The organism is Glycomyces halotolerans, assembly GCF_054779575.1.
Map to the genome: position 1 here is coordinate 129,309 of NZ_BAAGXZ010000004.1, position 21,886 is coordinate 151,194.

The following is a 21,886-nucleotide window of genomic DNA, read 5'->3' on the forward strand; positions in this document are numbered from 1 at the left end:
CGGCACCGAGGCGGGCAGGACTGAACACACGATGAGTCCTGCCTCCGAGGCAGGCAGGACCGACTACACGATCGCGCCGTCGCCGTCGTCCTCGGCGGTGTCGTCCTTCAGACGGCTGATGAGCATCCACACCCCGACCAAGAACACCAGGAAGCCGACCAGTCGGCCCGGGTTCGTGCCCAGCGGGGCCACGTCCGGGCGCACCAGCAGCAGCACGCCGCCGAGGATGAACAGCACCCCGCCGATCGCCGGGAGGCTCGGCCACGGCAACGGCGGCGGCTCCGGAGGAACGTACTCATCCTCGTCGTCCTCGTCGTCGGGAAGCTCGGCGTCCCACAGCTCCAACAGGGTCGGTTCGTCCTCGTCGTCGCGCGGGGGAGCCGGCTGCGCCGCCGGCTCGGGAACCTCGTCCGGCCCGTTCGCGTCGAGGTCGCGGATCAGCTCGTTGAACCGCCGGTCGACGTCCTCGGGGCCCATCCCTCCGCCCGACTCGGATTCCTCTTCGCGATCAGTCATGAACACCTCGGGTCTTGGCCAACTGCCTGGTCATGAACTCGACGGTTCCGGAGAAGATCGTCTCCGCGTCGTAGTCGAGGGTCGCTACATGGTAGCTGCGCGGCAGGATCGTCGACTCGACCTCCTTCGAGCGCACCCCGGCCCGCACGATGGCGCTGTTGCGAGGATGGACGACGTGGTCGACCGCGCTGGTGAAGACGCTCAACGGGATCGTCACCCGCGGCAGGTCGGCGCGGGTGACCTTCCACAGCTGACGGGCCGACGCGAACGCCGCCAGAGGCGTCCGGTCGCTGGTCTTCTCCCGCACGTCCGGCTTGGCCAGATCCGAGCCGATCGAGCCGACGCTCGGCACGATGTAGCGCAGCACCGGAGCGAGGAACCCGTTCGGCTTGTCGTCGTAGATCGCGGGATTGACCAGCACCAGGCCGCTCAGCTCCGCGCCGCGCAGCTCGGCCAGCCGCAGCGCCAGCGAACCGCCCAGCGACAACCCGCCCGCGAACACCGGTCGGCCGAAGTCCAAGGCGCTGTCCAGACCCCGCTCGACCGCGCCGTACCACTCCGGCCAGCGCGTCCGGGCCAGCTCCCGCCACGGCAGCCCGTGGCCGGGCAGCAGCGGGGCCACGACGTTGAATCCCGCGTCGCGCAGGTGCTCGCCCCACGGGCGCATGCTCGAGGGGTCGCCGGTGAAGCCGTGGCACAGCAGCATCGTGGCCTCGGCGTCGGGACCGACGTCGAAGGTGAACGCTTCGGATCCGTTTGCCACTGCGCCTCCCGGTCGTCGTGATGCCGCCCGCCAATTCTCGCACGATCGGGCTCGCGGCGGCGAGCGCGGACCCACGGGCCTGCGGTGCATTGAACCGGGCCTATACGCTTGGCTCCGTGATCTACCGGGTGTTGAAGGCGGTGCTGGGGCCGATGCTGTGGGCGATATGGCGTCCGCAGGTCGAGGGGCTCGAGTACGTGCCCGAATCCGGACCGGCGATCCTGGCGAGCAACCACCTGGCGGTGTTCGATTCGGTGTTCCTGCCGCTGGTCGTCAAGCGGCACATCACGTTCATCGCCAAGTCCGACTATTTCACCGGCACGGGCCTCAAGGGCTGGCTGACGCGCACGTTCATGCACCTGGTCGGTGCGATCCCGGTGGACCGGACCGGCGGAGACGCCGCGCACGCTTCACTCGGCACGGGCAAGCGGGTGCTGTCGGAGGGGCAGCTGTTCGGGATCTACCCGGAGGGGACGCGTTCGCCGGACGGGCGGCTGTACCGCGGGAAGACCGGGGTGGCGCGCCTGGCACTGGAGACCGGGTCGCCGGTGGTGCCGGTGGCGATGATGAACACCGGGGAGCTGCAGCCGATCGGGAAGCGGCTGCCGCGGCTCGGCCGGGTGCGGATCAGGATCGGCAGGCCCATGGACTTCAACCGGTACAACGCCCTGGTCGGCGACCGGCTCGTGGAGCGGGCGGTGACCGACGAGGTCATGGACGCGCTGCGTGAGCTGTCCGGGCAGGACTACGTCGACGAGTACGCCGCGAAACGCAAAGACAAGGACCAGGACTCCTAGCCCCGGTCCGCTTCACCACTGACGCCTACGATTCGGCTCCGCCACTGCGCTCACTGCTCGGCTCCGCCGCTGGATTCATTGCTCGGCTCCGCCGAAACCCGCCCTCCTCCGCAGCGCCGGGAGGTCGACGACCACGATCTTGCGGCCCTCGGTGCGCAGCCAGCCGCGGTTGGCGAAGATCCCGATCGCCTGGTTGACGCTCTGACGGGAACCGCCGGCCATCTCGGCCAGCTGCGTCTGGTTCAGCTCGATGGTCGTCATCGGAGAGGAGTGCTGCTCTGCCAGGCGCACCAGGGTCTTCGCGACCCTGCCCGGCAGGTCGAGGAACACGTGGTCGCTGGACTGCTCGGTCAGGCGCCGCACGATCATGCCCATCGACCGCAGCACCGCGTCGAGCATCTTCGGGCTGCCGTGCACCAGCTCCAGGAACGACGAGCGGGCCAGTGCCAGCGCGGTGGTGTCCTCCAGGGCCTCGGCCGAGGCCGAGCGCGGCGAACCGTCGAGCAGGGAGACCTCGCCGAGCACTTCCGGGGCGCGCGCGACATGGAGCATGGCCCGCTCCCCGGTGGCGGCGGTGCGGAAGACGCTCACCGCTCCCGAGCGGATCATGATCAGGGACTCTCCGGCCTCCCCTTCGAAGAACAGCAGGCGACCGCGGCGGTAATGGCGGGGTACCGCCACATCCGCGATCTTCCGCCGGGCCTGCGGGTCGAGGCCGGCGAACATGGCTACGCCTGCTAGCGGGTCTTCAGATGGGTTTACACCCATGGTTCTTCCCCCTTCGGTGGGACCGATCCGCTGGTTCCCTCCGATGATCGCTGTCTTTTCCGTCGTTGTACAGAGCCTAGTGTCGGAAACTTCACGCTCCGTTGACGCCCGTGTTCGGACGCCGCTCCTGTCGCTCGGCCGGCTGTACGATCGACCTCGCGTATTTTATCGCTCAATGTCCGGTATTGCGGTGCACGCATGCGGAATGACTGGTCGGATACCGGCCCCCAGATCGTATGGCGTAGCGTCGACCCAAGTCCGGCGACATACGGGCGAGGACGGAGAGGGTCCGGACCCGCCGCTCGTGATCCGAGGAAAGGCCTGTGCGTGGCGTACCGATACTTCTACGACTGCGAATTCATCGAGGACGGTCGCACCATCGACCTGATCTCCATTGCCGTCGTGGACGAGGCCGGTCGCGAGTACTACGCCGTCTCCACTGAGTTCGATCCGTCGAGGGCCATCGACTGGGTGCGCCGCAACGTGCTCGACAAGCTTCCCGGCCCGGCCAGCCCGCTGTGGAAGGACCGTTCGACCATCCGCGACGAGCTCTACGACTTCCTGGTCGCGCCGGTGCGCAAGAAGACCGGCACGCATCCGGGGGAGCGGATCGAGATGTGGGCCTGGTACGGCGCGTACGACCATGTGGTGTTCGCGCAGCTGTGGGGCACCATGCCGGAGCTGCCGCGGGTGCTGCCGCGCATGACCAAGGATCTGCGGCAGCGCTGGGACGACCTGGGACGCCCGGACCTGCCGGCGGGCGACGACGTGGACCTGCACGACGCGCTGGCCGACGCGCGGTTGAATCTCGAGCGGTGGCGGGCGCTGGAGGCGGCTCGCGCGGACCTTCAGCTGCCGAGATAGGCTGAGCCGAGTTTCGGCAATGAGGCCGCCCAGTTACAAGTTCTCACTCTAGAGGAGTTCGACGCATGCGCATTGGCGTGCTCACCGGCGGCGGTGACTGCCCCGGTCTCAACGCGGTCATCCGTGCCGCGGTCCGTAAAGGCACCAAGGAATACGGCCACGAGTTCATCGGCTTCCGGTACGGCTGGAAGGGCCCGATCGAGGGCATCACTCAGCCGTTGGACTGGGACTCGGTCGAGAAGCTCCTCGACCAGGGCGGCACCGTTCTGCACTCCTCCCGCACCAACCCCTACAAGATCGAGGGCGGTGTCGAGGCGATCAAGAAGAACATGGCCGAGCTCGGCGTGGACGCCCTGATCGCGATCGGCGGCGAGGACACGCTCGGTGTGGCCACGAAACTGACCGCCGACGGCGTCAACTGCGTGGGCGTGCCGAAGACGATCGACAACGACCTGTCGGGCACCGACTACACGTTCGGCTTCGACACCGCGGTGAACATCGCGACCGAGGCGATCGACCGGCTGTGGACGACCGCCGAATCGCACGACCGCTGCATCGTCGTGGAGGTCATGGGCCGCCACGCGGGCTGGATGACGCTGCACGCCGGCATCGCCGGCGGCGCGAACGTGGTGCTCATCCCCGAGCTGGAGTTCGACATGCAGCAGGTCGCCGACTTCGTCAAGGACCGGATGGACGTCGGCAAGTCCACCATCGTGGCCGTCTCCGAAGGCGCGATCGCCAAGGGCGGCGAGATGCAGCTCAAGGACGGCGAGGTCGACGCGTTCGGCCACGTGAAGCTCGGTGGCGTGGGCGACTGGGTCGCCGAGGAGATCAAGAAGCGCACCGGCTCGGAGACCCGCGCGATCATCCTCGGGCACCTGCAGCGCGGCGGCACGCCGACCGCGTTCGACCGCGTGCTGGCCACGCGCCTGGGCCTGGAGGCCGCCGCGGCGGTCAATGAGGGCGACTTCGGCAAGATGATGGCGCTGCGCGGCACCGACGTGATCCGCATTCCGATCAACGAGGGCACCGACGTGCTCAAGACCGTCCCGGTCGAGCGTTACCGGGACGCGGAGGTCTTCTTCGGGGCCTAATCGACGCAACCGTGGGCACGCCGAGTCGTTAGACCCGGCGTGCCCACGGCCTTTTCAGGAGAAATCGGTGAGCTCCCGCAGCTCGCCGACTTCACGTTCCGCAAGACGCTGCGCGATGTCGACTTCGACGGCCACCCGGTGCCGGGCCTGGTCGCCGACTTCTACCGACGGCCGGTCGCCGGCCGGCTGCTGAGCGTGGGCGTGTACCGCTTCGGCGGCGCCGAGACGCATCGGGCATGGGGCTGGGTCGGCGAGGCGCACTGCTCGTGGCACGCCTACCGGGACCCGGCCGGCGCGTTCATCGGCCCGTTCCCCGGCTGCCCGGCGTTCCGGGTGCTCGTCGCCGACGGCCGCGCCTTCGGCTTCGACCTAGGCGGCGGGTGTCTGCGCCGCCGCTTTCTGCTCGGCGCGGGCGGCCCGGCGGGTGCAGACGATCGCCGCGACGGTGATGCCGAGCCCGATCGCTAGGCCGGCCCCCTTGAACGCGTGTGAGGCCGCCGGCGCGAACGCGAGGATCGCCACCGGTGCCTGCACTCCGCCGATCAGGGCGACGAGTGGCCATGTGCCGCGCCCGGCGCCCCACAGCAGGGCCGTCCAGACCGGGGCGACGACGATGGCGAGGCTCGCGACGTCCAGCGCCCAGTGCAGCACCGGGTTGTCCACCCGGTCGTGTTGAAATGCCGCCGCCGGTTCGGCGGCGGCCACGAGTATGCCGGCGACGGTCGCCATGAACACGAATCGACGTCCCATACCAGACCTCCCTCAGTACTACGACCCCTGAAACTACGCTCAGTAGCCGATGATGTCTGTCGGGTATCCGGCACTTCGCCCGCCGGATTTCGGCCCGCTCAGGGCCGCGTCAACGTGATCTGGGCGGCCTCGACGGTGTGGCGCAGCAGCAGCATCGTCGTCACCGGGCCGACGCCGCCGGGCACCGGCGTGATCGCGCCGGCGATCGGCGCGACCGACTCGTAGTCCACGTCGCCGACCAGGCCGCCGTCAGGAGTCGGGTTCGTGCCCACGTCGATCACCGTCGCGCCCGGCTTCACGAACTCGGGGCCGATCATCGCCGCCCGGCCCACCGCCGCGACCAGGATGTCGGCCTCCCGGCAGACCGCCGCGAGCTCCTTGGTCCGCGAATGGCAGACCGTCACCGTCGCCGACTCCGCCAGTAGCAGCAGCGCGGTCGGCTTGCCGACCACCGTCGAACGCCCGACCACGACCGCCCGGGCGCCGCTCAGCGCCGCGCCGTCGCGCCGCAGCAGCTCCAGCACCGCCGCCGACGTCGCCGGCGCCCACGTCCGCAGGCCCGCGGCCAGGCGGCCGAGACTGTGCGGATTGGCCCCGTCGACGTCCTTGTGGGGGTCGATGTGGCCGCCCAGCTCGGACAGCGACACGCCTTCGGGCAGTGGCGTCTGGCAGATGACCCCGTGGACCTCCGGATCGGCCGAGAGCTCCCGGAGCTTCGCGGCGATCTGGTCGCGGTCCGGGTCCTGCAGCTGCTCGATACGGCAGCGCAACCCCAGCTTGTCGGCGGTCTTCGCGATCGAGCGGACGTACCAGGCCGTCCCCTCGTCGTCGGTCGGCACCACCACCGCCAGCGTCGGCAGCACGCCCTCACCGCGCAGGCGCTCGGCCGCCTCGCCGACCTCCGCGCGCAGCGCCTTCGCGACCGCGCGCCCGTCGATGTCCCTCATGCCCTGATCCTCTTCGCCACCGTCTGCATGATCGCCTCCGCCTGCGCCTTCGCCTGGAGCGCCTCGTTGAGCGCGCCCGCGAGCCGCTCCCGTTCGCCCGCGTCCTTGATCGACGCCAAGTTGATGTCCACGTTCAGCGCCGCCGACTCCAGCGCCGACTTCGCGCTCGAGGCCGCCACCGCCACGTCGGAGAGCACGTTCGGGTTGGACCCGTCCAGCACCCGCCCCGACAGCCGGATCACCTCGGCGGCGACCTTCGCCGCCGCCAACGGCACCTCGGCCGCCTCGACCAGGCCCTTCTGGATCGCCGCGGTCCGCGCGGCCTTCTCCTCGTCGGTGCCCTTGGGCAGCTTGTAGGCTGCGACCACCCCCGAGAACGCCTCGGCGTCCTCCTCGGCCAGCCGCAGCGACTCCCCGCGCAGCCGCTCGGCCTCGGCCAGCGCTTCGCGCATCACCTGCTCGTGCTCTGCGAACTTCGGTTTGCCGATGGTCAGATTGCACACCATCGAGACCAGGGCCGCCCCCACGGCCGCGTTCAAACCCGCCGCGGCGCCCCCTCCGGGCGCGGGTCGTTCCGATGCCAGATCGGCCAGCCACTCTTCAATCGTCGTCTTACGCACCAGGCCAGCCTAGACGCGCCCGCAAAGATGGGATGTCCGAGTGCGCGACCCAGGTGCGCGGGTTCACCCACTGGGACGCCGAAAACAACTTTGGACCCGGGTGACGAGCCCGCGTACGATATGCGCGTGAAACGTCAATGGCATGATCTGCGCAATCCAGGACTCGTCCCCGTCGTCGCCGACGCGGAGGAGGCCGAACGCTATCAGCTGGACGCCTGGCGCGACCTTCCGCGGGAGCAGATGCCGCCGTGGCCGGACTACGCCGAGGTCGAAGAGGTCGCCGGGGTGCTCGCGGGCGTGCCGCCGATCGTCGCCCCCTATGAGGTCGATCACCTGCGCAATCTGCTGGCCGAGGTCTGCGAGGGCCGGGCGTTTGTGATGCAGGGCGGCGACTGCGCCGAGACGTTCCTCGAGAACACCGAGCACCACGTGCTCGCCAACATGCGCACGCTGCTGCAGATGGCGGTCGTGCTCACCTACGGCGCCTCCATGCCGGTCATCAAGGTCGGCCGCGTGGCCGGCCAGTACTCGAAGCCGCGCTCCAAGCCCACCGACGCGCTGGGCCTGCCGGTGTACCGCGGCGACATGTTCAACTCGCTGGAGCCCACCGAGGAGGCCAGGGTCTGCGACCCGCAGCGGATGATCCGCGCCTACGCCAACTCGGCGGCGGCGATGAACATGATCCGCGCCTACCTGCGCGGCGGACTGGCCGACCTGCAGGCCGTCCACGACTGGAACAAGGACTTCGTGCGCACCTCCGCGGCCGGCGAGCGCTACGAGGCCATCGGCCGCGAGATCGACCGCGCCGTGGCGTTCATGGCCGCCTGCGGGGTCGAGGACGACGCGCTGCACACCGCCGAGGTCTTCGCCTCCCACGAGATGCTCGCCATCGAGTACGACCGGGCGCTCACCCGCATCTTCGACGGCAAGGTGTACGGCCTGTCGGGCCACATGCTGTGGAACGGGGAGCGGACCCGGCAGCTGGACGGGGCCCACCTGGACTTCCTGTCGCGCCTGGCCAACCCGGTCGGCTGCAAGATCGGCCCGACCGCCACGCCCGAGTGGGTCGTGGAGATGTGCGGCAAGCTCAACCCCGAGAACCTGCCGGGCAAGCTCGTGATCATCACCCGCATGGGGCACAAGAACGTCCGCACGGTGCTGCCGCCGATCATCGAGAAGGTCGAGGCCGCCGGCTGCAAGGTCGTGTGGCAGTGCGACCCGATGCACGGCAACACCTACGAGGCCGCCTCGGGTTACAAGACCCGGGCGTTCGACCAGGTCGTCGACGAGGTGCTCGGGTTCTTCGAGGTCCACCGCCAGACCGGCACGCACCCGGGCGGCATCCACATCGAACTGACCGGCGAGGACGTCACCGAGTGCGTCGGCGGCGCCCAGGAGATCCGCGACGACCAGCTGTCCGACCGGTACGAGACCGCCTGCGACCCGCGATTGAACACCCAGCAGTCGCTGGAGCTGGCGTTCCTCGTCGCGGAGATGCTGCGTCACTAGGGCGCGCACCGTGCCGCGAATGAGCGCATTCGACCTGTTCCAGCTCGGCGGAGTGTTCCCCGGCGTCTCGCCGGCGGCGACGCTCCGCCGAGCCGTCGCTTACGCGCGGTCCGCCGAACGGGCCGGTTTCGCGGGGACGTGGGTCGCCGAGCACCATTTCATCGAGTACGGGGCCAACCCTTCGGCCACGCTCCTGGCCTCGCACCTGCTGGCCGCGACCGAGCGCCTCCAGGTCGGGACGGCGGTCGCGGTGCTGTCGAACCGGCACCCGGTGGCTCTGGGGGAGGAGGCCGCGACTTTGGAGGCGCTGGCGCCGGGCCGGTTCCGGCTCGGCGTGGGCCGCGGCGGCCCCTGGATCGATCTGGCGGTGCTCGGCTCGGGACTGGAGCGGTTCGAGCGCGGCTTCGAGGAGGGGCTGCGGCTGCTGGTCCGGTGGCTGTCGGGTGAGGCGGAGGTCGAGCACGCCGGGGAGTTCTTCGACGTGCCGCCGGTGCGGGTCATGCCTCCGGGCGCGGGCCGGCCGGTGTGGGTCGCGGCCACGAGCGCGGGCACGGCCGGACTCGCCGGGAGACTCGGGCTGCCGCTGCTGCTGGGCATGCACGCGAGCGACGAGGAGCACGTGGCGCTGATCGGGGCCTGGGAGCGCGAGGCGGAGGCCGCCGGTTTCGATCCGGCCGGGGTCGAGCACGTCTCGACGCACTTGGCGCAGGTCACCGACGGGCCCGCCGCGACCGCTCGCCTGCGCGAGTCCTTGACCGAGCTGCTCACTCGCGGCGTCGGCCAGTACGTGAGCCTCAAGCCCGGCCGGAGCGAACGCGACCATGCGGCCTATGTGGACTGGATGATCGGGCGGCACGCGGTCGGCTCGCCCGCAATCGTGGCCGAGCGTCTGGCCGAATCGGCCGCGGCGACCGGCGTCGGACGGCAGCTGCTGCTGGTCGAGGGCAGGGGCGACCGGGCCGCGGTGCTGGAGAACATCGCCGCGCTCGGCGAGGCGCTCAATAGGGCGCCGGAGCGGGGTGCGGCTGGAGCGGCCGACGGCCGCCCTGCCTGAACCACTGGTTCGCCGAGCCCGTGAACAGGCAGATCATGGTGATCGCCGGCATCGCCAGCGACAGCAAGGCCCAGACCAGGTCCGAGGTGTCCACGGGCTTCCCGGCCCGCTCCTCGACCTGGAATCCGGTGTAGACGGCGATGAAGCCGAAGTTGATCGTCGCGAGCATGATCGCGATCGTCATGACCTGCGCCCAGCGCCGCCCGGCGCCGATCTTGGCGGCCAGGATGCCGAACAGGATCGCGGTCCCGACGATGCCGAGGACCACGACCGCCGCTAGCGTCACCAGGTTCTCTGCGCTCTCGGTGACGTCGCCGGTCATGCCGATCTCGGCGAGCAGTCCGGACCAGAACAGGGCGATGAACGTCCCGCCGGTGCCGCAGCAGACCAGCAGCGAGAACTGGATCCACATGAGGGTCTGCGCCGCGGTGACGGTGCCGGGCTTGCGGAGCAGCGGCTCGGGCCGCGGGGACTGCGGCGGCGTCACGGGCACTCCCTCCGACGATCGGGGCGACGCCTCAGTGTAGTGGGGCACCGCCATCCGGTCACCGGCCGAGCGACCACTCCAGGGCACCGAGGACGGTCGTGTCCTGGAAGTCGAAGTCTTTGGACCGCAGGACGGTGGGCCTTACCCTCGCCCCCCGGAGCAGCTCTTGGGCGACCTCGCCGGCGACGAGCTTCGCGGCCCAGCCGGGGATGACCCAGGGCGCGGGCCGGTGCAGCACCGCCGCCATCGCGCGGGTGAACTCGCGGTTGGTCGTCGGCGTGGGTCCGACCAGGTTCACCGGTCCGGTCACCTCGCCTTCGAGGAGGAAGCGCGCCGCGCCGACCCAGTCGCGCAGCGAGATCCACGGCATGTACTGGCGGCCGTCGCCGAAGCGTCCGCCGAGGAGGTACCGGAAGGCCGGCACCAGTTTGGCCAGCAGCGGGCTGCCGGGGCCGAGGACGTGGCCGGTGCGCAGCCGGACCACGCGAGCGCCGGCCTCCTGGGCCGGGCCCGTGGCCGACTCCCAGGCCAGGCAGGTCTTGCCGAGGTAGTCGGACGAGGCCGGAGTGGACTCGTCGACCGGCACGTCGGCCCTGTCGCCGTACCACCCGGTCGCCGAAGCGTTGACCAGGAGCGGGACCTCGGCCCGCGCGACCGCTTCGGCCAGGACCCTGGTGGGGACGACGCGGCTGACGCGGATGCGTTCCTTGTAGGCCGCGTTCCAGCGGCGACCGCCGACCGGCGCGCCGCACAGGTTCACGACCGCGTCGACGCCGTCGAGGATGGCCGGGTCGAGCGGGTTGCGGTACGGGTCCCAGCCGATCTCGTCGTCGTCGCCGGGCGTGCGTCGCACGAGCCTGACGATGTCGTGGCCCTCCAGGGCCAGCCGCAGGGCGGTGCCGAGGTAGCCGCTCGATCCGGCGATGACGATCCTCATGCCCCGAGCCTAGTCACAGACCGAGCCTCGATGGGTCGAGCCTGCCGAGTGGGACCTGCCAGTCGACGCCGGCCTTGATCCCTTCGATGAGCGACCTCTGGAGAGTGTTCTCGGTCGGGAGCAGCTCGACCGGCGTCCCGGGGGTGGCGGTGAAGACGAACCGCCAGACGTCGTCGTGGCCGTTGGTGCCGGGCTGCGAGCGCGGACCGATCAGGTCGAACAGGGCCGCGAACTTCAGGATGTTCGACCGCTCGGGCAGCCAGTCGCGCAGCTGGGGGTCCAGCAGCCAGGACGTGCAGGTGAACGTCAGGTCGGCGGCGCGGCCGAACCGCTCGGGGAAGGTGGCGGGGAAGAACTCCATCGCCTCGGCGACCGATGCGCGCACGGCCTCGGGCCCCAGCGATCCGCCTTCGCCGCGGATGTGGAGGCCGATCAGCGGGGACCTCTCGGTGCCCTCGAGGCAGAACTGCAGGCGTCCGAGCTGGTAGAGCGAGCCGCGGACGTGCGCGGTGAACCAGAACGACACGTCGAGGCCGGGCCGCCCGTACAGGGCGCGGTTGAGGCGAAGTTTCTCGCCGACGTCCTCGAGGATCGGGCGTGAGCGCTCCTCGGGGACGCCGAGCCGCCGGTGGTGGTCGCGCATGAGCGGCACGGCCGCGAGGACCGGGAACAGGCCCAGCAGCGGGTGGTCCTCGGGGGGTTTGGGCCAGGTGAGCCATTTGCGGCCGCCCATGTCGGCGGCGATCGACTGGTACATCCGGTCGGCCAGTTCGAGCGCGTCGCCGTCGAGCCGGTCGAGGGCCGCGATGGCGGCCTCGGTGTCGTCGCGGTCGGCGCGGCACCATTCGGTGAGCAGTTCCTCGACGCGGTCGGCGCCGGGGAGGGGGAACGGCCGGACGCGGCCAGCCGGCGGGAGTTCGTTGATCACCGACACATGTCACCACGGGCCCACCCGGCCCGGACGGGCCGGGTGGGCGGCCATAGTCTGGTTTCGTGCGACGGTTGCTGACGCCTCCATGGCTCGTCCTCCACTTCTTCGCGGTGGTGCTGACGGCCGGCTTCGGCGTGCTCGGCTGGTGGCAGCTGGGCCGCGCGCAGGCCGGGAACGCGATCAGCTGGGGCTACGCGTTCGAGTGGCCGCTGTTCGCGCTGTTCACGGTGGCGCTGTGGATTCGCCAGATGCGCCTGGAACTGCGCCGGGACGAGCCCGAGGACCGTCGCCGCCGCGGCGAGCCGCCGCCTGTGACCTCACCGTTCGAAGCCGAGATCGTCCGGGCCAGAGAGGCCGGGACGGACCAGGAGAGCTCTGTATGAACGCCGCTTTGAAACGCTTCCGCATCGTCGCCTGGATCGTCGGCACGTTCCTGATCGCGCTCATGTTCGTGGCCATGCCGATGAAGTACTTCGGCGGCGACGACACGCTCGTGCGGGTGATCAGCCCGATCCACGGCCTGTGCTACATGGTGTACCTGGTGCTGGCGTTCCACCTGGCGCAGCAGGCCGGCTGGCGGTTCTGGCCGCAGACGGTGGGGCTGCTGCTGGGCGGCACCGTCCCGGTGGCGTCGTTCTTCGTCGAGCGTTGGGCGCACCGCAAGATCCTCGCCGACCACCCGCAGGCGGCCGACCCGAAGGTCCGCCAAAGCGCATAGGCCCCGAACGGGCAGGGCGGGGCCTCGGTCGCGTGTCGCGGCCGTCAGGCGAAGCCGAACAGCGGCGGGAACAGCAGGACCACCGTCCAGGCCCACAGGGCGTATACGGCGAGGTAGTCGGTCTGCCAGCGTTCGAGCCGGGCGAAGCGCCTGCGGCCGCGGACGACGGCCAGGTACAGCCACGCCGACCAGGCGAGGTTGGCGAAGAGGACGACGTTCTCGCCGAGCGCGGCGGTCTTGTTGGCGCTGAATCCCCATTCGCTGATGCGGCCGGTGATGGCGATGAGCACCATGATGTCGATGAGCAGGGCGCTGATGACCAGGGCCAGCTGCATCCAGTCGAAGAGGCCGGGCCGGGCCTGCGGGTCGCGGGCGGAGATCGCGTACAGCACCAGGCCGAGCACGACGACCAGCAGCAGGTCGAACAGGATCAGCATGTCGCGTTCGACGTCGATGCCGCTGTCGGTGACGATGATGGCGGTCAGGACGGCCAGGAGCGTGGCGGCGAACAGGGGCGTGAAGACGCGGGTGAGCACGGGCGCCATGTTCTCGACGACGCTCTGCTTGGCCTCGACCAGCCATGCGGCGACCACGACGGCGGCCATGGCCCCGCACGGCAGGAGCCAGGACTGTATGAAGTGCTCGGCGTTGAGGCCGATGGCTTCGAACGTGCCGAGCGTGATCGCGGTGAGCACGCCGCCGCCGAGTGCGATGAGCACGAAGTAGATGAACCATTCTCCGGTGAATCGGATGAAGTCCATGCGCCGGCGTTCGGAGCGCCACTCGCCGGCGGTGTAGGCCAGTCCGACGACCAGCCAGAGCGCCAGGGGCAGGTGGAGTGCCGTCAGCACGGTCGTCTGGCCGTCGTCGGCGACCGGGTAGGCGTTGGCGCCGACCGCGCCGAGGGCGAACAGCGCGGCCATGACGCCCATGGTGCGCAGGCCGACGCGGCGGCGCCACGCGAAGTAGACCGTCAACGGCGCCAGGGCGAACAGGCCGAGGTTGCGCGCGTAGAAGCCTTCGGCGGTGGCGAAGTCGAGGCCGAACCAGGAGGGGGCCTTGATGGCGAGCGCTCCGAGGGCGGCGCAGGCGATCATGGCCAGCAGTTCCCGTCTCGGTCCGCTCGGGGCCGACGCTGCGGGGCCGGTGGGGAGGACGAGCTGCTTCCACAGGCGGTCGGAGTGCTCGCGGGCGAACTCGCGGGAGAGCTCGTCGAGGCCGCCCATGCGTTTGACGGCGATGAGGAAGGACTCGTCGGGCCGCAGCCCGGTCGCGCCCAGGTCGGTGATCCGGCCCCTCAGGTGGTCTTCGAGTTCGTCGACGTCGGTGTCGTGGACGGCGCGGCGGCGGCGCATGTAGGCGCGCCATTCGGCGATCTGGGCTTCCAGGTCGGTGTCGCTCTCGGCGGTCATCGGTCAGCCTTCCAACGCCGGGGCCGGGCCCGGTTCGAACGACCGGGCGGCGTCCCAGACGCCCTGGAGGGCGTCGACGACGGCGGTCCACTGGCGGCGCTGCTCGGCCAGTTCGGAGCGGCCGTCGTCGGTGATGCGGTAGTACTTGCGGCGGCGGCCCCCGGACGGCGTCCGCCAGGTCGACTCGACGTAGCCGAGCCGCTCGAGGCGGTGCAGCAGCGGGTACAGCAGCCCTTCGGTCCATTCGAGGCGGCCTCCGGACCGCTCGGCGACCTGTTTGAGGATCGCGTACCCGTAGCTCTCCTCTTCGGCGAGGATTCCCAGCACCAGTGGGGTGGCCGAGGCGGCGACGAGGTCTTTGGCGATGCGCATGCACGCCCTCCTTACCCTAGAACTGTGATGCATAATAGTTCTAGGGTCAGTGGTCCGTCAAGCCGCGATCGTTCCCGTTGCCGGGGCCGCGCGCAGAACCGCCTCCGGTCGCGGGGCCGGAGGCGGTCAAGTGGAAGTGCGGCTAGTCGCCGCTGGCGAGGTAGGAGCCGGCCTTGACCTGCTCCCAGTCGAGGTCCCAGGAGGTGAAGCCGTCGCCCTGCGGCAGCCCCAGACCGGTGTTCTGGACGACGACCGGGTCGCCCCAGCGCACGAAGTTGTAGAGCCACTCGCCCATCTCGTCGGTGACGTTGATGCAGCCGTGCGAGATGTTCTCCTTGCCGAGCGCGTCGGCCGCCCACGGCGCGCCGTGGATGAACTGGCCCGAGAAGGTCAGGCGCATCGCCCATTTGACGTCGGTCTCGTAGTCGTAGAGCTCGGAGACGAACGTCGACTCCTCCTCGCGGCTCATGATGATCATGTGCCCGGAGTAGGACCGGGCGTCATGGCCGTCGATCTCGCGGGCGCCCAGCGAGATCGGGATGGTCTGGACGATGGCGCCGTCCTGGTAGGCGCGCAGCTGCTTGGTGGAGTCGTCCGCCTCGAGCCGCCGCAGCTCGGTGTCGGTGCTGAAGCTGCGGACCACGTCGTACTCGCCGAAGCGCCCGCCCAGGTCCATGCCGCCGATCCCCAGACGGACGTCGACCCGGGTGCCCGGCTGCCAGTACTCCTTGGGCCGGTACTCGAGGGCGCGGCCGGTGATCCAGTGCCAGGAGCCTTCCTGGGCCGGCTCGGAGGAGACGAACAGGCGCCGCTCGACGGCGGCGCGCCGGTCCTCGGGGACCTCGAAGCCCGCCTCGAAGCGGAAGGCCAGGACGCCGGCCTGGCCGACGACCATGTCGTTGCCGGGCAGGTAGTCCTCGATCGTGACCCGGTCGGGCGGTGAGGAGATGGTGGTGAAGGTCGACGACACCGTGACCGGGACGCCGGCGTCGTCCTCGGCGCTGACCGAGGCGGTGTACGTCGCGTCCCACTCGAGCGGGTCCGACGGCACCCAGGTGGTCCCGTCGGGGTGCATGTCGCCTTTGACGGCGTTGCCCTGGGCGTCGGTGAGCTCGAAGCCGGTGAACTCGCCATCCTCGACCGTCCAGGAGATCTCGGTGGCGGCGGTGGCGTCGGTCGCCCCGTCGGCGGGCGTGACGGTCACCTTGGCGGCGCTGGTCGGCTCCTCGCTGGCCTCGTCGCCTTCGCCGTCGCTGATGGTGCCCGACTCGTTCGAGCAGGCAGCTAGAGTGACGGCGGCCACACCAGCGGTCAGTGCGCCGCGTCTGGTGAGGGGGGAACGTCCGATCATCATGCCTCCCACAGTACACAGCGCGAGCCTCCTTCACGCGTGCGCGGAGACGCTAGCGGATGGACAGGTGGACGTGGTTGGTGTGGTCCGAGGAGGGGTCGCCACCTGCGAGGGAGTACGACTTCCAGCCGCTGGAGGGCATCCAGATCTGGCGATACCAGATGACGTATTGCACGCCGAGTTCGCTGGCGTTCTCCACCAGCCAGGCGGCCAGGTTGTCGCCGTAGGCCTTGTCGTCGCCGTAGGCGTCGCCGCCGAAGCCGCCGGCCTGGGCGGAGAAGTCGCAGGCCCGGCCCTTGGGGTGCTCGCCCCACGAACCGTTGCGGTAGCAGCTGACGAAGCGGGTGAATCCGGCGATCTGGGACTGCTCCAAGGCGTGGAGCGTGCGCGGGGTCAGGCACCCGCCGGTGGTCGGATCGTCCTCGGTGCACCCCTCCCAGGGAAGGGTTCCGTCCGAGTTGCGCGGCGCGTCCTCCGGGTCGGGGAAATCGCCCGGCGAGGGGCCCACCGCGCTGTCGCCGCCGGAGGCGGCCAGTTCGCGGGCCGCCTCGTCCCTGGCGGCCTCCATCTGCGCGGCCAGGTCCTCCTGCTCGGCGATGTTGTCGTCCAGGGTCTGCTGCGTGGCCTCGATCTCGGCGAGCCGGTCGATGAGCTGGTTGAGCTTCTCGGCGCGCGACTGGCCGAGGAACTCCAGCATGGTCATGGCGTTGAGCGAGTCGGTGGGGCTCCCGGAGGCCATGAGCGCGGCGGTCGACTGGAGGTCGGAGGTGGTGTAAGCGATGTAGGCGTACTCGTCGAGCTCCTCGTTGAGCCGCGCCACCTCGGCCTCGGAGTCCTCCAGCTCCTGCTCGAGGTCCTCCTGCTCCTGCTGGAGGGCCGCCAGCTCGTCCTGGGCGTTGAGGTAGTCCTCGATCGCCTGGCTCAGCCCGGCCGAGGCCGAATCCTCCTGCGCCGTGGACTGGGAGGCGGGGGCGACCAGGAACAGGACGGCGGCGACGGCGACGACGGGCAGGGTCAGCAGCCGTCGGACAGGATGCGGGTCATCAGTCTTCGCGGCGACGTTCAAGGCGGGAGGATCCTTCGGGAGCTTGCGGCCGACTGGGCGGTTCGGCGTTCAGGGTAGAACGCGAGCCTTGTTCCGCGGTGCCCGGGGTTCGGCGGCGACCGCACGTAGTCCGACTGCTACGAAAACCGGCCTCAGTGATATGGCTCCGATTACTCGGACCTGCCGCAACGCCGTCGGACTGGTAAGGTTGTTCGAAATTGAACCACTCGCCGTCGCCGAGTGAACGCGGTCCGGAAGGGAGGTCGGGAATGAGCGAGGGCAGTTTCGAGGGCCGATGGCTCGCGCCGGACGTCAACGCCGTCTGGAACAAGTTCCTGACCGTCACCCACCGCCTCGAGCACCACCTCGACCGGCGCCTCCAGACCCACCACGGGATCACCCACACCCAGTACGAGATCCTCGTGCGCCTGGCCGACGCCGACAACAGCGCGCTGCGCATGAGCGAGCTGGCCGAACGCATCGTCACCGCCAAGAGCGCGGTCACCTACCAGGTGGGCAAGCTCTGCGAGGCCGGCCTGGTCGACCGCAGCAAATGCGACCAGGACAGCCGCTCCACGTGGGTCCACCTCACCGCCGCCGGGCGCGAGCGCCTCGAGCAGGCCGCGCCCTGCATCCTGTCGCTGGTCCGCGAGCTCTTCCTCGACTCGATCAACTGCGACCAGGCCCGCGAGCTCAACAAGCTCCTCGAGACCTGGTCGGCCAACCTCGACGACGTCGACGCCCGATCGGACTCCGAGAAGCCCCAGTGATCATTTGCGGTGCGGCGCGCCGGTGTAGGGTCAGGCCGTGTCAACGTTTCCGCGTCCTCGCAGCACCGGTCCCTACCGGGTCGCCGACCTCGCTGACCTGGTCCCCGACGCGGCCGGATCGGACCTGACCGTCACCGGCGTCAGCCTCGCCGACGCCCTCGTCGAACCGGGCGACCTCTACGCGGCCCTGCCGGGCTCGCGCCGCCACGGAGCCGAGTTCGCCGCCCGCGCCGCCGAGCGCGGCGCCGTGGCCGTCCTCACCGACGCCGCCGGCGCCCGGATCGTCGGCGACCGGCTCCCGGTCCTGGTCACCGAGGACCCGCGCGAACTGACCGGCGCCGTCGCCTCCCGCGTGTGGGGCTACCCCTCGCAGCGGCTCAACCTCATCGGCATCACCGGCACCAACGGCAAGACCTCCACCGCCTACCTGGTCGAGGCCGCCCTCGCCGAAGCCGGCCGCGTCACCGGCATCATCGGCACCGTCGAGACCCGCATCGCCGGCGAGCGGATCAAGACCGAGCGCACCACCCCCGAGGCCCCCGAACTCCAGGCGCTCCTGGCCGTCGCGCTCGAACGCGGCGTCACCGACGTGGTCATGGAGGTCTCCAGCCACGCGCTCGTCCTCGGCCGCGTCGCCGGATGCTCCTTCGCCGCCGCCGGATACACCATGTTCGGCACCGACCACCTCGACTTCCACGCCGACCTCGACGACTACTTCAACGCCAAGGCCAGGCTCTTCGACGGCAGGGCCCGCACCGAGATCCTCAACGCCGACGACCCGCGCGTCGCCACCCTCATCGGCGAACACACGCTCACGTTCTCCCTGAAGGACCCCGAGGCCGACTACGTCGCCGACCGCATCGCCACCGACGGCTTCGACCAGACCTTCCGCCTGCGCGGCACCAAACGGCACGCCCGCTGGCCGGGCCCGGCCGTGGAGGCGAACGGCCTGGTCCACATGCCCGGCCGGCACAACGTCGCCAACGCCGCGCTCGCAGCGGCACTGGCCGAAGCGGTCGGCGTCGACCTGCCCCAGGCCCTGACCGGCATCGCCGCCTGCCGCGGCGTCCCCGGCCGCATGGAGCTGGTCTCCGGCACCGCACCCGTCCGCGGCGTGGTCGACTACGCCCACAAGCCCGAGGCCATCAGCGCCGTCCTCGAGGCCCTCCGCGAGTCCACGCCCGGCCGCGTCATCGCCGTCCTCGGCGCCGGCGGCGACCGCGACCGCTCCAAGCGCCCCCTCATGGGCGCCGCCGCCGCGTCCGCCGATCTGGTGATCGTCACCGACGACAATCCGCGCACCGAGGACCCCGCCCGCATCCGCGACGAGGTGGCCGCCGCCGTCGAGGCCGTGCCCTGCCGTAATATTCCGGGGCGGGAGACCGCCGTCCGCGAGGCCGCGGCGATGGCCGCCCCGGGCGACACCATCGCCTTGCTCGGCAAAGGCCACGAGACGATCACCGAGACCGCCGCCGGACCGGTGGAGGGCGACGACCGCGAGCTGCTGGCCAGGGCCCTGCGCGATGTCGGCTGGGTCGAGCCGGCGGCGGCGGACCGCGCGCGAAGTGGGCCCGGCGGAGCGAGTCTCTCGAGCCGCAAGTTCACACCGCGCGCTTAGCAGCGAACCGAACAGGAGGAGACCGCCGAGTGATCCCCATGAGCCTGGCCGAAGTCGCCGCCGCAGTCGGAGGCGAGCTGAGCGAGACGGCCGACCCCGAGGCCGTCGTCACCGGCGGGATCGAATACGACTCGCGCAAGATCGGCCCCGGCGGACTGTTCCTGGCGCTTCCCGGCCGGCAGGTCGACGGCCACGACTTCGCCGACGTGGCCGCCGAGCGCGGCGCCGTCGCCACCATCGCCAGCCGCGAGATCGCCCGCCCGGCCGTCTACGTCGAAGACGGCCTCCGCGCCCTCGCCGAACTCGCCCGCACCGTCGCCCGCCGCAGCGGCGCGACCGTCGTTGGCGTCACCGGCTCCAACGGCAAGACCTCCACCAAGGACCTCATGGGGCAGCTGTGCGCCTCCCTCGGCCCCACCGTCGCCACCGAGGCCAACTTCAACAACGAGCTCGGCCACCCCTACACCGTCTGCCGCGTCGAACCCGAAACCCGCTACCTCGTGCTCGAACTGGCCGCCCGCGGCGTCGGCCACATCACCGAACTGTGCGAGATCGCCCCGCCCGACATCGGCGCGGTCCTCAACGTCGGCATCTCCCACCTCGACGGCTTCGGCGACATCGAGACCACCGCGCGCGCCAAGAGCGAACTGCCGCGGTTCCTCGCACCCGAAGGCACCGCCGTCCTCAACGCCGACGACCCCCGCGTCGCCCGCATGGCCGAACAGACCCGCGCGACCGTCGTCACCTTCGGCGTCGAACACGACGCCGACATCGTCGCCACCGGCATCGACCCCGGCGACGGCCGCCACCGCTTCACCCTCCGCACCCCCGACGGCGAAGCCGAAGTACGACTCCGCCTCTGGGGCGGCCACCACGTGTACAACGCGCTCGCCGCCGCCGGAGTCGCCTGGCGGCTCGGCGCGAGCCCCGAGCACATCGCCGCGCGCCTGTCCGAAGCCGGACGCCGATCCGAGCGGCGCATGGACGTCTACACCCTTCCCGACGGCACCACCGTCATCGACGACTCCTACAACGCCAACCCCGCCTCGATGGGCGCGGCCGTCCGCGCACTCGGGCAGGTCCCCACCACCGGACGGCGCATCGCCGTCCTCGGCCTCATGGCCGACCTCGAAGCGCTCAGCGACGACTGCCACCGCCGCCTCGGCGAGCAGGCCGCCGAAGCCGGCGTCGACGAAGTCATCGCCGTCGGCGACGGCACCGAACCCATCCTCGCCGGATTCCGCGGCGACCGCCCCAACCCCGCCGACGGCGCCGAAGACGTCGCCGAGGCCACCCACGTACCCGACCAGACCGCGGCCGTCGAACTGCTGCGGACCCGGCTGCGCCCCGGCGACACCGTCCTGGTGAAAGGCTCCCGCTACCGCACCTGGGACGTCGCCGACTTCCTGCGCGCCAAGGAGGACAACCGACAGTGAGAGCTGTAATCATCGCCGCGTTCGTGGCGTTCGCGCTCACCATGGCGCTCACCCCCGTCGCCGCCCGCGCCTTCCGCAGGCTCAAGGCCGGCCAGCCCATCCGCACCGACGGCCCCCAGACCCACCTCACGAAGGCCGGCACCCCCACCATGGGCGGTGTCGTCTTCATCTTCACCACCGTCGTCGCCTACGTCGTCGGCCACCTCGTCCTCATGGCCCTGCCCGAGGCCGAGACCGAGCAGTTCTCACGGCCGACCAACTTCACCGCCACCGGCATCGTCCTCATCGGCCTGTTCGTCGCCTGCGGCTTCGTCGGCTTCATCGACGACTGGCTCAAGATCCGCAAGAAGCACTCCGGCGGCATCTCCGGCAGGATGAAGATCCTCGGCCTCACCATCGCGGCCATCGTCTTCGGCGTCATCGCCCTCTACTACACCGGCTCGGTCGACGACCCCGCCATCTCCGATACCGTCGCCACGCCCTTCCTGTCCTTCACCCAGGACATCACCGACCTCCCGCTGACCAAGATCGGCGCGGTCATCCTCTTCGTCTTCGTCGTCAACGCCACCGCCAACGGCGTCAACCTCACCGACGGCCTCGACGGCCTCGCCACCGGCGCGTCCATGATGGCCTTCGCCGCCTACCTCATCATCGGCTTCTGGCAGTACCGGCACTGGTGCGGCGGCGCCGGCGAGAACCTCTCCCCGAACTACTGCTACGACGTCCGCGACCCCCTCGAGATCGCACTCATCGCCGGAGCCGCCGCCGGAGCCATGTTCGGCTTCCTGTGGTGGAACACCTCGCCCGCCAAGATCTTCATGGGCGACTCCGGCGCCCTCGGCCTCGGCGGCCTCATCGGCGGCCTCGCCCTCGCCTCCAAGACCATCCTGCTGCTGCCGATCATCGGCGCCCTGTTCGTCATCATCACCTTCAGCGTGATGATCCAGATCACCTCGTACAAGCTCACCGGCCGCCGCGTCTTCCGCATGGCCCCCCTCCAGCACCACTTCGAACTCGCCGGATGGTCCGAGGTCAACATCGTCGTACGCTTCTGGATCATCGCCGGCATCGGCATGGCCATCGGCCTGGGCTTCTTCTTCGCCGACTTCCTCCGAATCGCCGGCTAG

Annotated in this window: 25 protein-coding genes; 12 read left to right on the forward strand and 13 right to left on the reverse strand. The window is 70.4% G+C overall.

All coding sequences use genetic code 11. The annotated features are described in order from the left end of the window. Nucleotides 1-63 precede the first annotated feature (63 nt). The gene (locus ACYVL2_RS05415) at nt 64-516 is read right to left on the reverse strand and encodes a hypothetical protein (protein WP_460540971.1); all 453 of its coding nucleotides are present in this window, start codon (nt 514-516) and stop codon (nt 64-66) included. Then, nucleotides 509-1,279 carry an alpha/beta hydrolase gene (locus ACYVL2_RS05420; protein ID WP_460540972.1) on the reverse strand — a complete coding sequence of 257 codons (771 nt, stop codon included), beginning with the start codon at nt 1,277-1,279 and terminating at the stop codon, nt 509-511. The genes ACYVL2_RS05415 and ACYVL2_RS05420 overlap by 8 nt, the downstream gene beginning before the upstream one ends. A gap of 116 nt (nt 1,280-1,395) precedes the next feature. Here ACYVL2_RS05420 and ACYVL2_RS05425 point away from each other — a divergent pair, with 116 nt between their 5' ends. Beyond that, nucleotides 1,396-2,076: a lysophospholipid acyltransferase family protein gene (locus ACYVL2_RS05425; protein ID WP_460540974.1), complete on the forward strand. Its 681-nt coding sequence runs from the start codon at nt 1,396-1,398 to the stop codon at nt 2,074-2,076. Nucleotides 2,077-2,151: 75 nt separating this feature from the next. On the opposite strand, the gene ACYVL2_RS05430 is transcribed toward ACYVL2_RS05425, so the two are convergent. Further along, nucleotides 2,152-2,844 carry a Crp/Fnr family transcriptional regulator gene (locus ACYVL2_RS05430; RefSeq protein WP_460540976.1) on the reverse strand — a complete coding sequence of 231 codons (693 nt, stop codon included), beginning with the start codon at nt 2,842-2,844 and terminating at the stop codon, nt 2,152-2,154. 327 nt (nt 2,845-3,171) lie between these two features. On the opposite strand from ACYVL2_RS05430, the gene ACYVL2_RS05435 reads away from it, so the two are divergent. From ACYVL2_RS05435 to ACYVL2_RS05445, 3 genes are all read left to right on the forward strand, one after another. After that, a complete protein-coding gene (locus tag ACYVL2_RS05435; RefSeq protein WP_460540978.1) occupies nt 3,172-3,708 on the forward strand; it encodes a polyadenylate-specific 3'-exoribonuclease AS in 537 nt (178 codons plus the stop codon). Between the two features lie 65 nt (nt 3,709-3,773). Beyond that, nucleotides 3,774-4,802 carry a 6-phosphofructokinase gene (locus ACYVL2_RS05440; RefSeq protein ID WP_460540980.1) on the forward strand — a complete coding sequence of 343 codons (1,029 nt, stop codon included), beginning with the start codon at nt 3,774-3,776 and terminating at the stop codon, nt 4,800-4,802. Nucleotides 4,803-4,841: 39 nt separating this feature from the next. Next, nucleotides 4,842-5,270: a hypothetical protein gene (locus ACYVL2_RS05445; RefSeq protein WP_460540982.1), complete on the forward strand. Its 429-nt coding sequence runs from the start codon at nt 4,842-4,844 to the stop codon at nt 5,268-5,270. Here ACYVL2_RS05445 and ACYVL2_RS05450 read toward each other — a convergent pair. The 3 genes from ACYVL2_RS05450 to ACYVL2_RS05460 form a co-directional block, all read right to left on the reverse strand. Further along, nucleotides 5,172-5,552 carry a hypothetical protein gene (locus tag ACYVL2_RS05450; protein WP_460540984.1) on the reverse strand — a complete coding sequence of 127 codons (381 nt, stop codon included), beginning with the start codon at nt 5,550-5,552 and terminating at the stop codon, nt 5,172-5,174. The genes ACYVL2_RS05445 and ACYVL2_RS05450 overlap by 99 nt on opposite strands. A 98-nt stretch (nt 5,553-5,650) precedes the next feature. Continuing rightward, nucleotides 5,651-6,499, reverse strand: a complete 849-nt coding sequence (locus ACYVL2_RS05455) for a bifunctional 5,10-methylenetetrahydrofolate dehydrogenase/5,10-methenyltetrahydrofolate cyclohydrolase (protein ID WP_460540986.1) — start codon at nt 6,497-6,499, stop codon at nt 5,651-5,653. Then, nucleotides 6,496-7,119, reverse strand: coding sequence for a cyclodeaminase/cyclohydrolase family protein (locus ACYVL2_RS05460; RefSeq protein WP_460540988.1), 624 nt, complete (start codon nt 7,117-7,119; stop codon nt 6,496-6,498). Before ACYVL2_RS05460 ends, ACYVL2_RS05455 begins: the two co-directional genes overlap by 4 nt. Nucleotides 7,120-7,266: 147 nt before the next feature. Between ACYVL2_RS05460 and ACYVL2_RS05465 the strand changes: the two genes are divergently transcribed. Further along, nucleotides 7,267-8,628: a class II 3-deoxy-7-phosphoheptulonate synthase gene (locus ACYVL2_RS05465; protein ID WP_460541220.1), complete on the forward strand. Its 1,362-nt coding sequence runs from the start codon at nt 7,267-7,269 to the stop codon at nt 8,626-8,628. 19 nt (nt 8,629-8,647) lie between these two features. Further along, entirely contained in the window at nt 8,648-9,682 is a 1,035-nt protein-coding gene (locus ACYVL2_RS05470) for an LLM class flavin-dependent oxidoreductase (RefSeq protein WP_460540990.1), read from the forward strand. Here the strand turns inward: ACYVL2_RS05470 and ACYVL2_RS05475 are convergent. From ACYVL2_RS05475 to ACYVL2_RS05485, 3 genes are read right to left on the reverse strand one after another with little or no spacing between them, the layout of a single operon-like run. Continuing rightward, nucleotides 9,627-10,169, reverse strand: coding sequence for a hypothetical protein (locus ACYVL2_RS05475; RefSeq protein WP_460540992.1), 543 nt, complete (start codon nt 10,167-10,169; stop codon nt 9,627-9,629). The genes ACYVL2_RS05470 and ACYVL2_RS05475 overlap by 56 nt on opposite strands. A 58-nt stretch (nt 10,170-10,227) precedes the next feature. Beyond that, nucleotides 10,228-11,106, reverse strand: a complete 879-nt coding sequence (locus ACYVL2_RS05480; RefSeq protein ID WP_460540994.1) for an epimerase — start codon at nt 11,104-11,106, stop codon at nt 10,228-10,230. A 13-nt stretch (nt 11,107-11,119) separates the two neighbouring features. Beyond that, entirely contained in the window at nt 11,120-12,034 is a 915-nt protein-coding gene (locus tag ACYVL2_RS05485) for an acyltransferase domain-containing protein (RefSeq protein ID WP_460540996.1), read from the reverse strand. Between the two features lie 65 nt (nt 12,035-12,099). On the opposite strand from ACYVL2_RS05485, the gene ACYVL2_RS05490 reads away from it, so the two are divergent. Continuing rightward, the gene (locus tag ACYVL2_RS05490; protein WP_460540998.1) at nt 12,100-12,420 is read left to right on the forward strand and encodes a hypothetical protein; all 321 of its coding nucleotides are present in this window, start codon (nt 12,100-12,102) and stop codon (nt 12,418-12,420) included. Further along, nucleotides 12,417-12,755 (forward strand): DUF3817 domain-containing protein, encoded by a 339-nt coding sequence (locus ACYVL2_RS05495; protein ID WP_460541000.1) that lies wholly within the window; start codon nt 12,417-12,419, stop codon nt 12,753-12,755. Before ACYVL2_RS05490 ends, ACYVL2_RS05495 begins: the two co-directional genes overlap by 4 nt. A gap of 44 nt (nt 12,756-12,799) precedes the next feature. On the opposite strand, the gene ACYVL2_RS05500 is transcribed toward ACYVL2_RS05495, so the two are convergent. From ACYVL2_RS05500 to ACYVL2_RS05515, 4 genes are all read right to left on the reverse strand, one after another. Next, complete coding sequence (locus ACYVL2_RS05500; protein ID WP_460541002.1) at nt 12,800-14,167, reverse strand: permease prefix domain 1-containing protein; 1,368 nt, start codon at nt 14,165-14,167, stop codon at nt 12,800-12,802. Nucleotides 14,168-14,170: 3 nt separating this feature from the next. After that, entirely contained in the window at nt 14,171-14,539 is a 369-nt protein-coding gene (locus ACYVL2_RS05505; RefSeq protein ID WP_460541004.1) for a PadR family transcriptional regulator, read from the reverse strand. A gap of 142 nt (nt 14,540-14,681) precedes the next feature. Continuing rightward, nucleotides 14,682-15,893 carry a L,D-transpeptidase gene (locus tag ACYVL2_RS05510; protein WP_460541006.1) on the reverse strand — a complete coding sequence of 404 codons (1,212 nt, stop codon included), beginning with the start codon at nt 15,891-15,893 and terminating at the stop codon, nt 14,682-14,684. A gap of 49 nt (nt 15,894-15,942) precedes the next feature. Next, the gene (locus tag ACYVL2_RS05515; RefSeq protein ID WP_460541009.1) at nt 15,943-16,956 is read right to left on the reverse strand and encodes a coiled-coil domain-containing protein; all 1,014 of its coding nucleotides are present in this window, start codon (nt 16,954-16,956) and stop codon (nt 15,943-15,945) included. A gap of 248 nt (nt 16,957-17,204) precedes the next feature. Here ACYVL2_RS05515 and ACYVL2_RS05520 point away from each other — a divergent pair, with 248 nt between their 5' ends. From ACYVL2_RS05520 to mraY, 4 genes are read left to right on the forward strand one after another with little or no spacing between them, the layout of a single operon-like run. Beyond that, entirely contained in the window at nt 17,205-17,705 is a 501-nt protein-coding gene (locus ACYVL2_RS05520; protein ID WP_460541011.1) for a MarR family winged helix-turn-helix transcriptional regulator, read from the forward strand. 37 nt (nt 17,706-17,742) lie between these two features. Then, a complete protein-coding gene (locus ACYVL2_RS05525; protein ID WP_460541013.1) occupies nt 17,743-19,323 on the forward strand; it encodes a Mur ligase family protein in 1,581 nt (526 codons plus the stop codon). A 29-nt stretch (nt 19,324-19,352) separates the two neighbouring features. Then, a complete protein-coding gene (locus ACYVL2_RS05530) occupies nt 19,353-20,759 on the forward strand; it encodes a UDP-N-acetylmuramoyl-tripeptide--D-alanyl-D-alanine ligase (RefSeq protein WP_460541015.1) in 1,407 nt (468 codons plus the stop codon). Next, complete coding sequence (gene mraY, locus ACYVL2_RS05535; protein WP_460541017.1) at nt 20,756-21,886, forward strand: phospho-N-acetylmuramoyl-pentapeptide-transferase; 1,131 nt, start codon at nt 20,756-20,758, stop codon at nt 21,884-21,886. The genes ACYVL2_RS05530 and mraY overlap by 4 nt, the downstream gene beginning before the upstream one ends.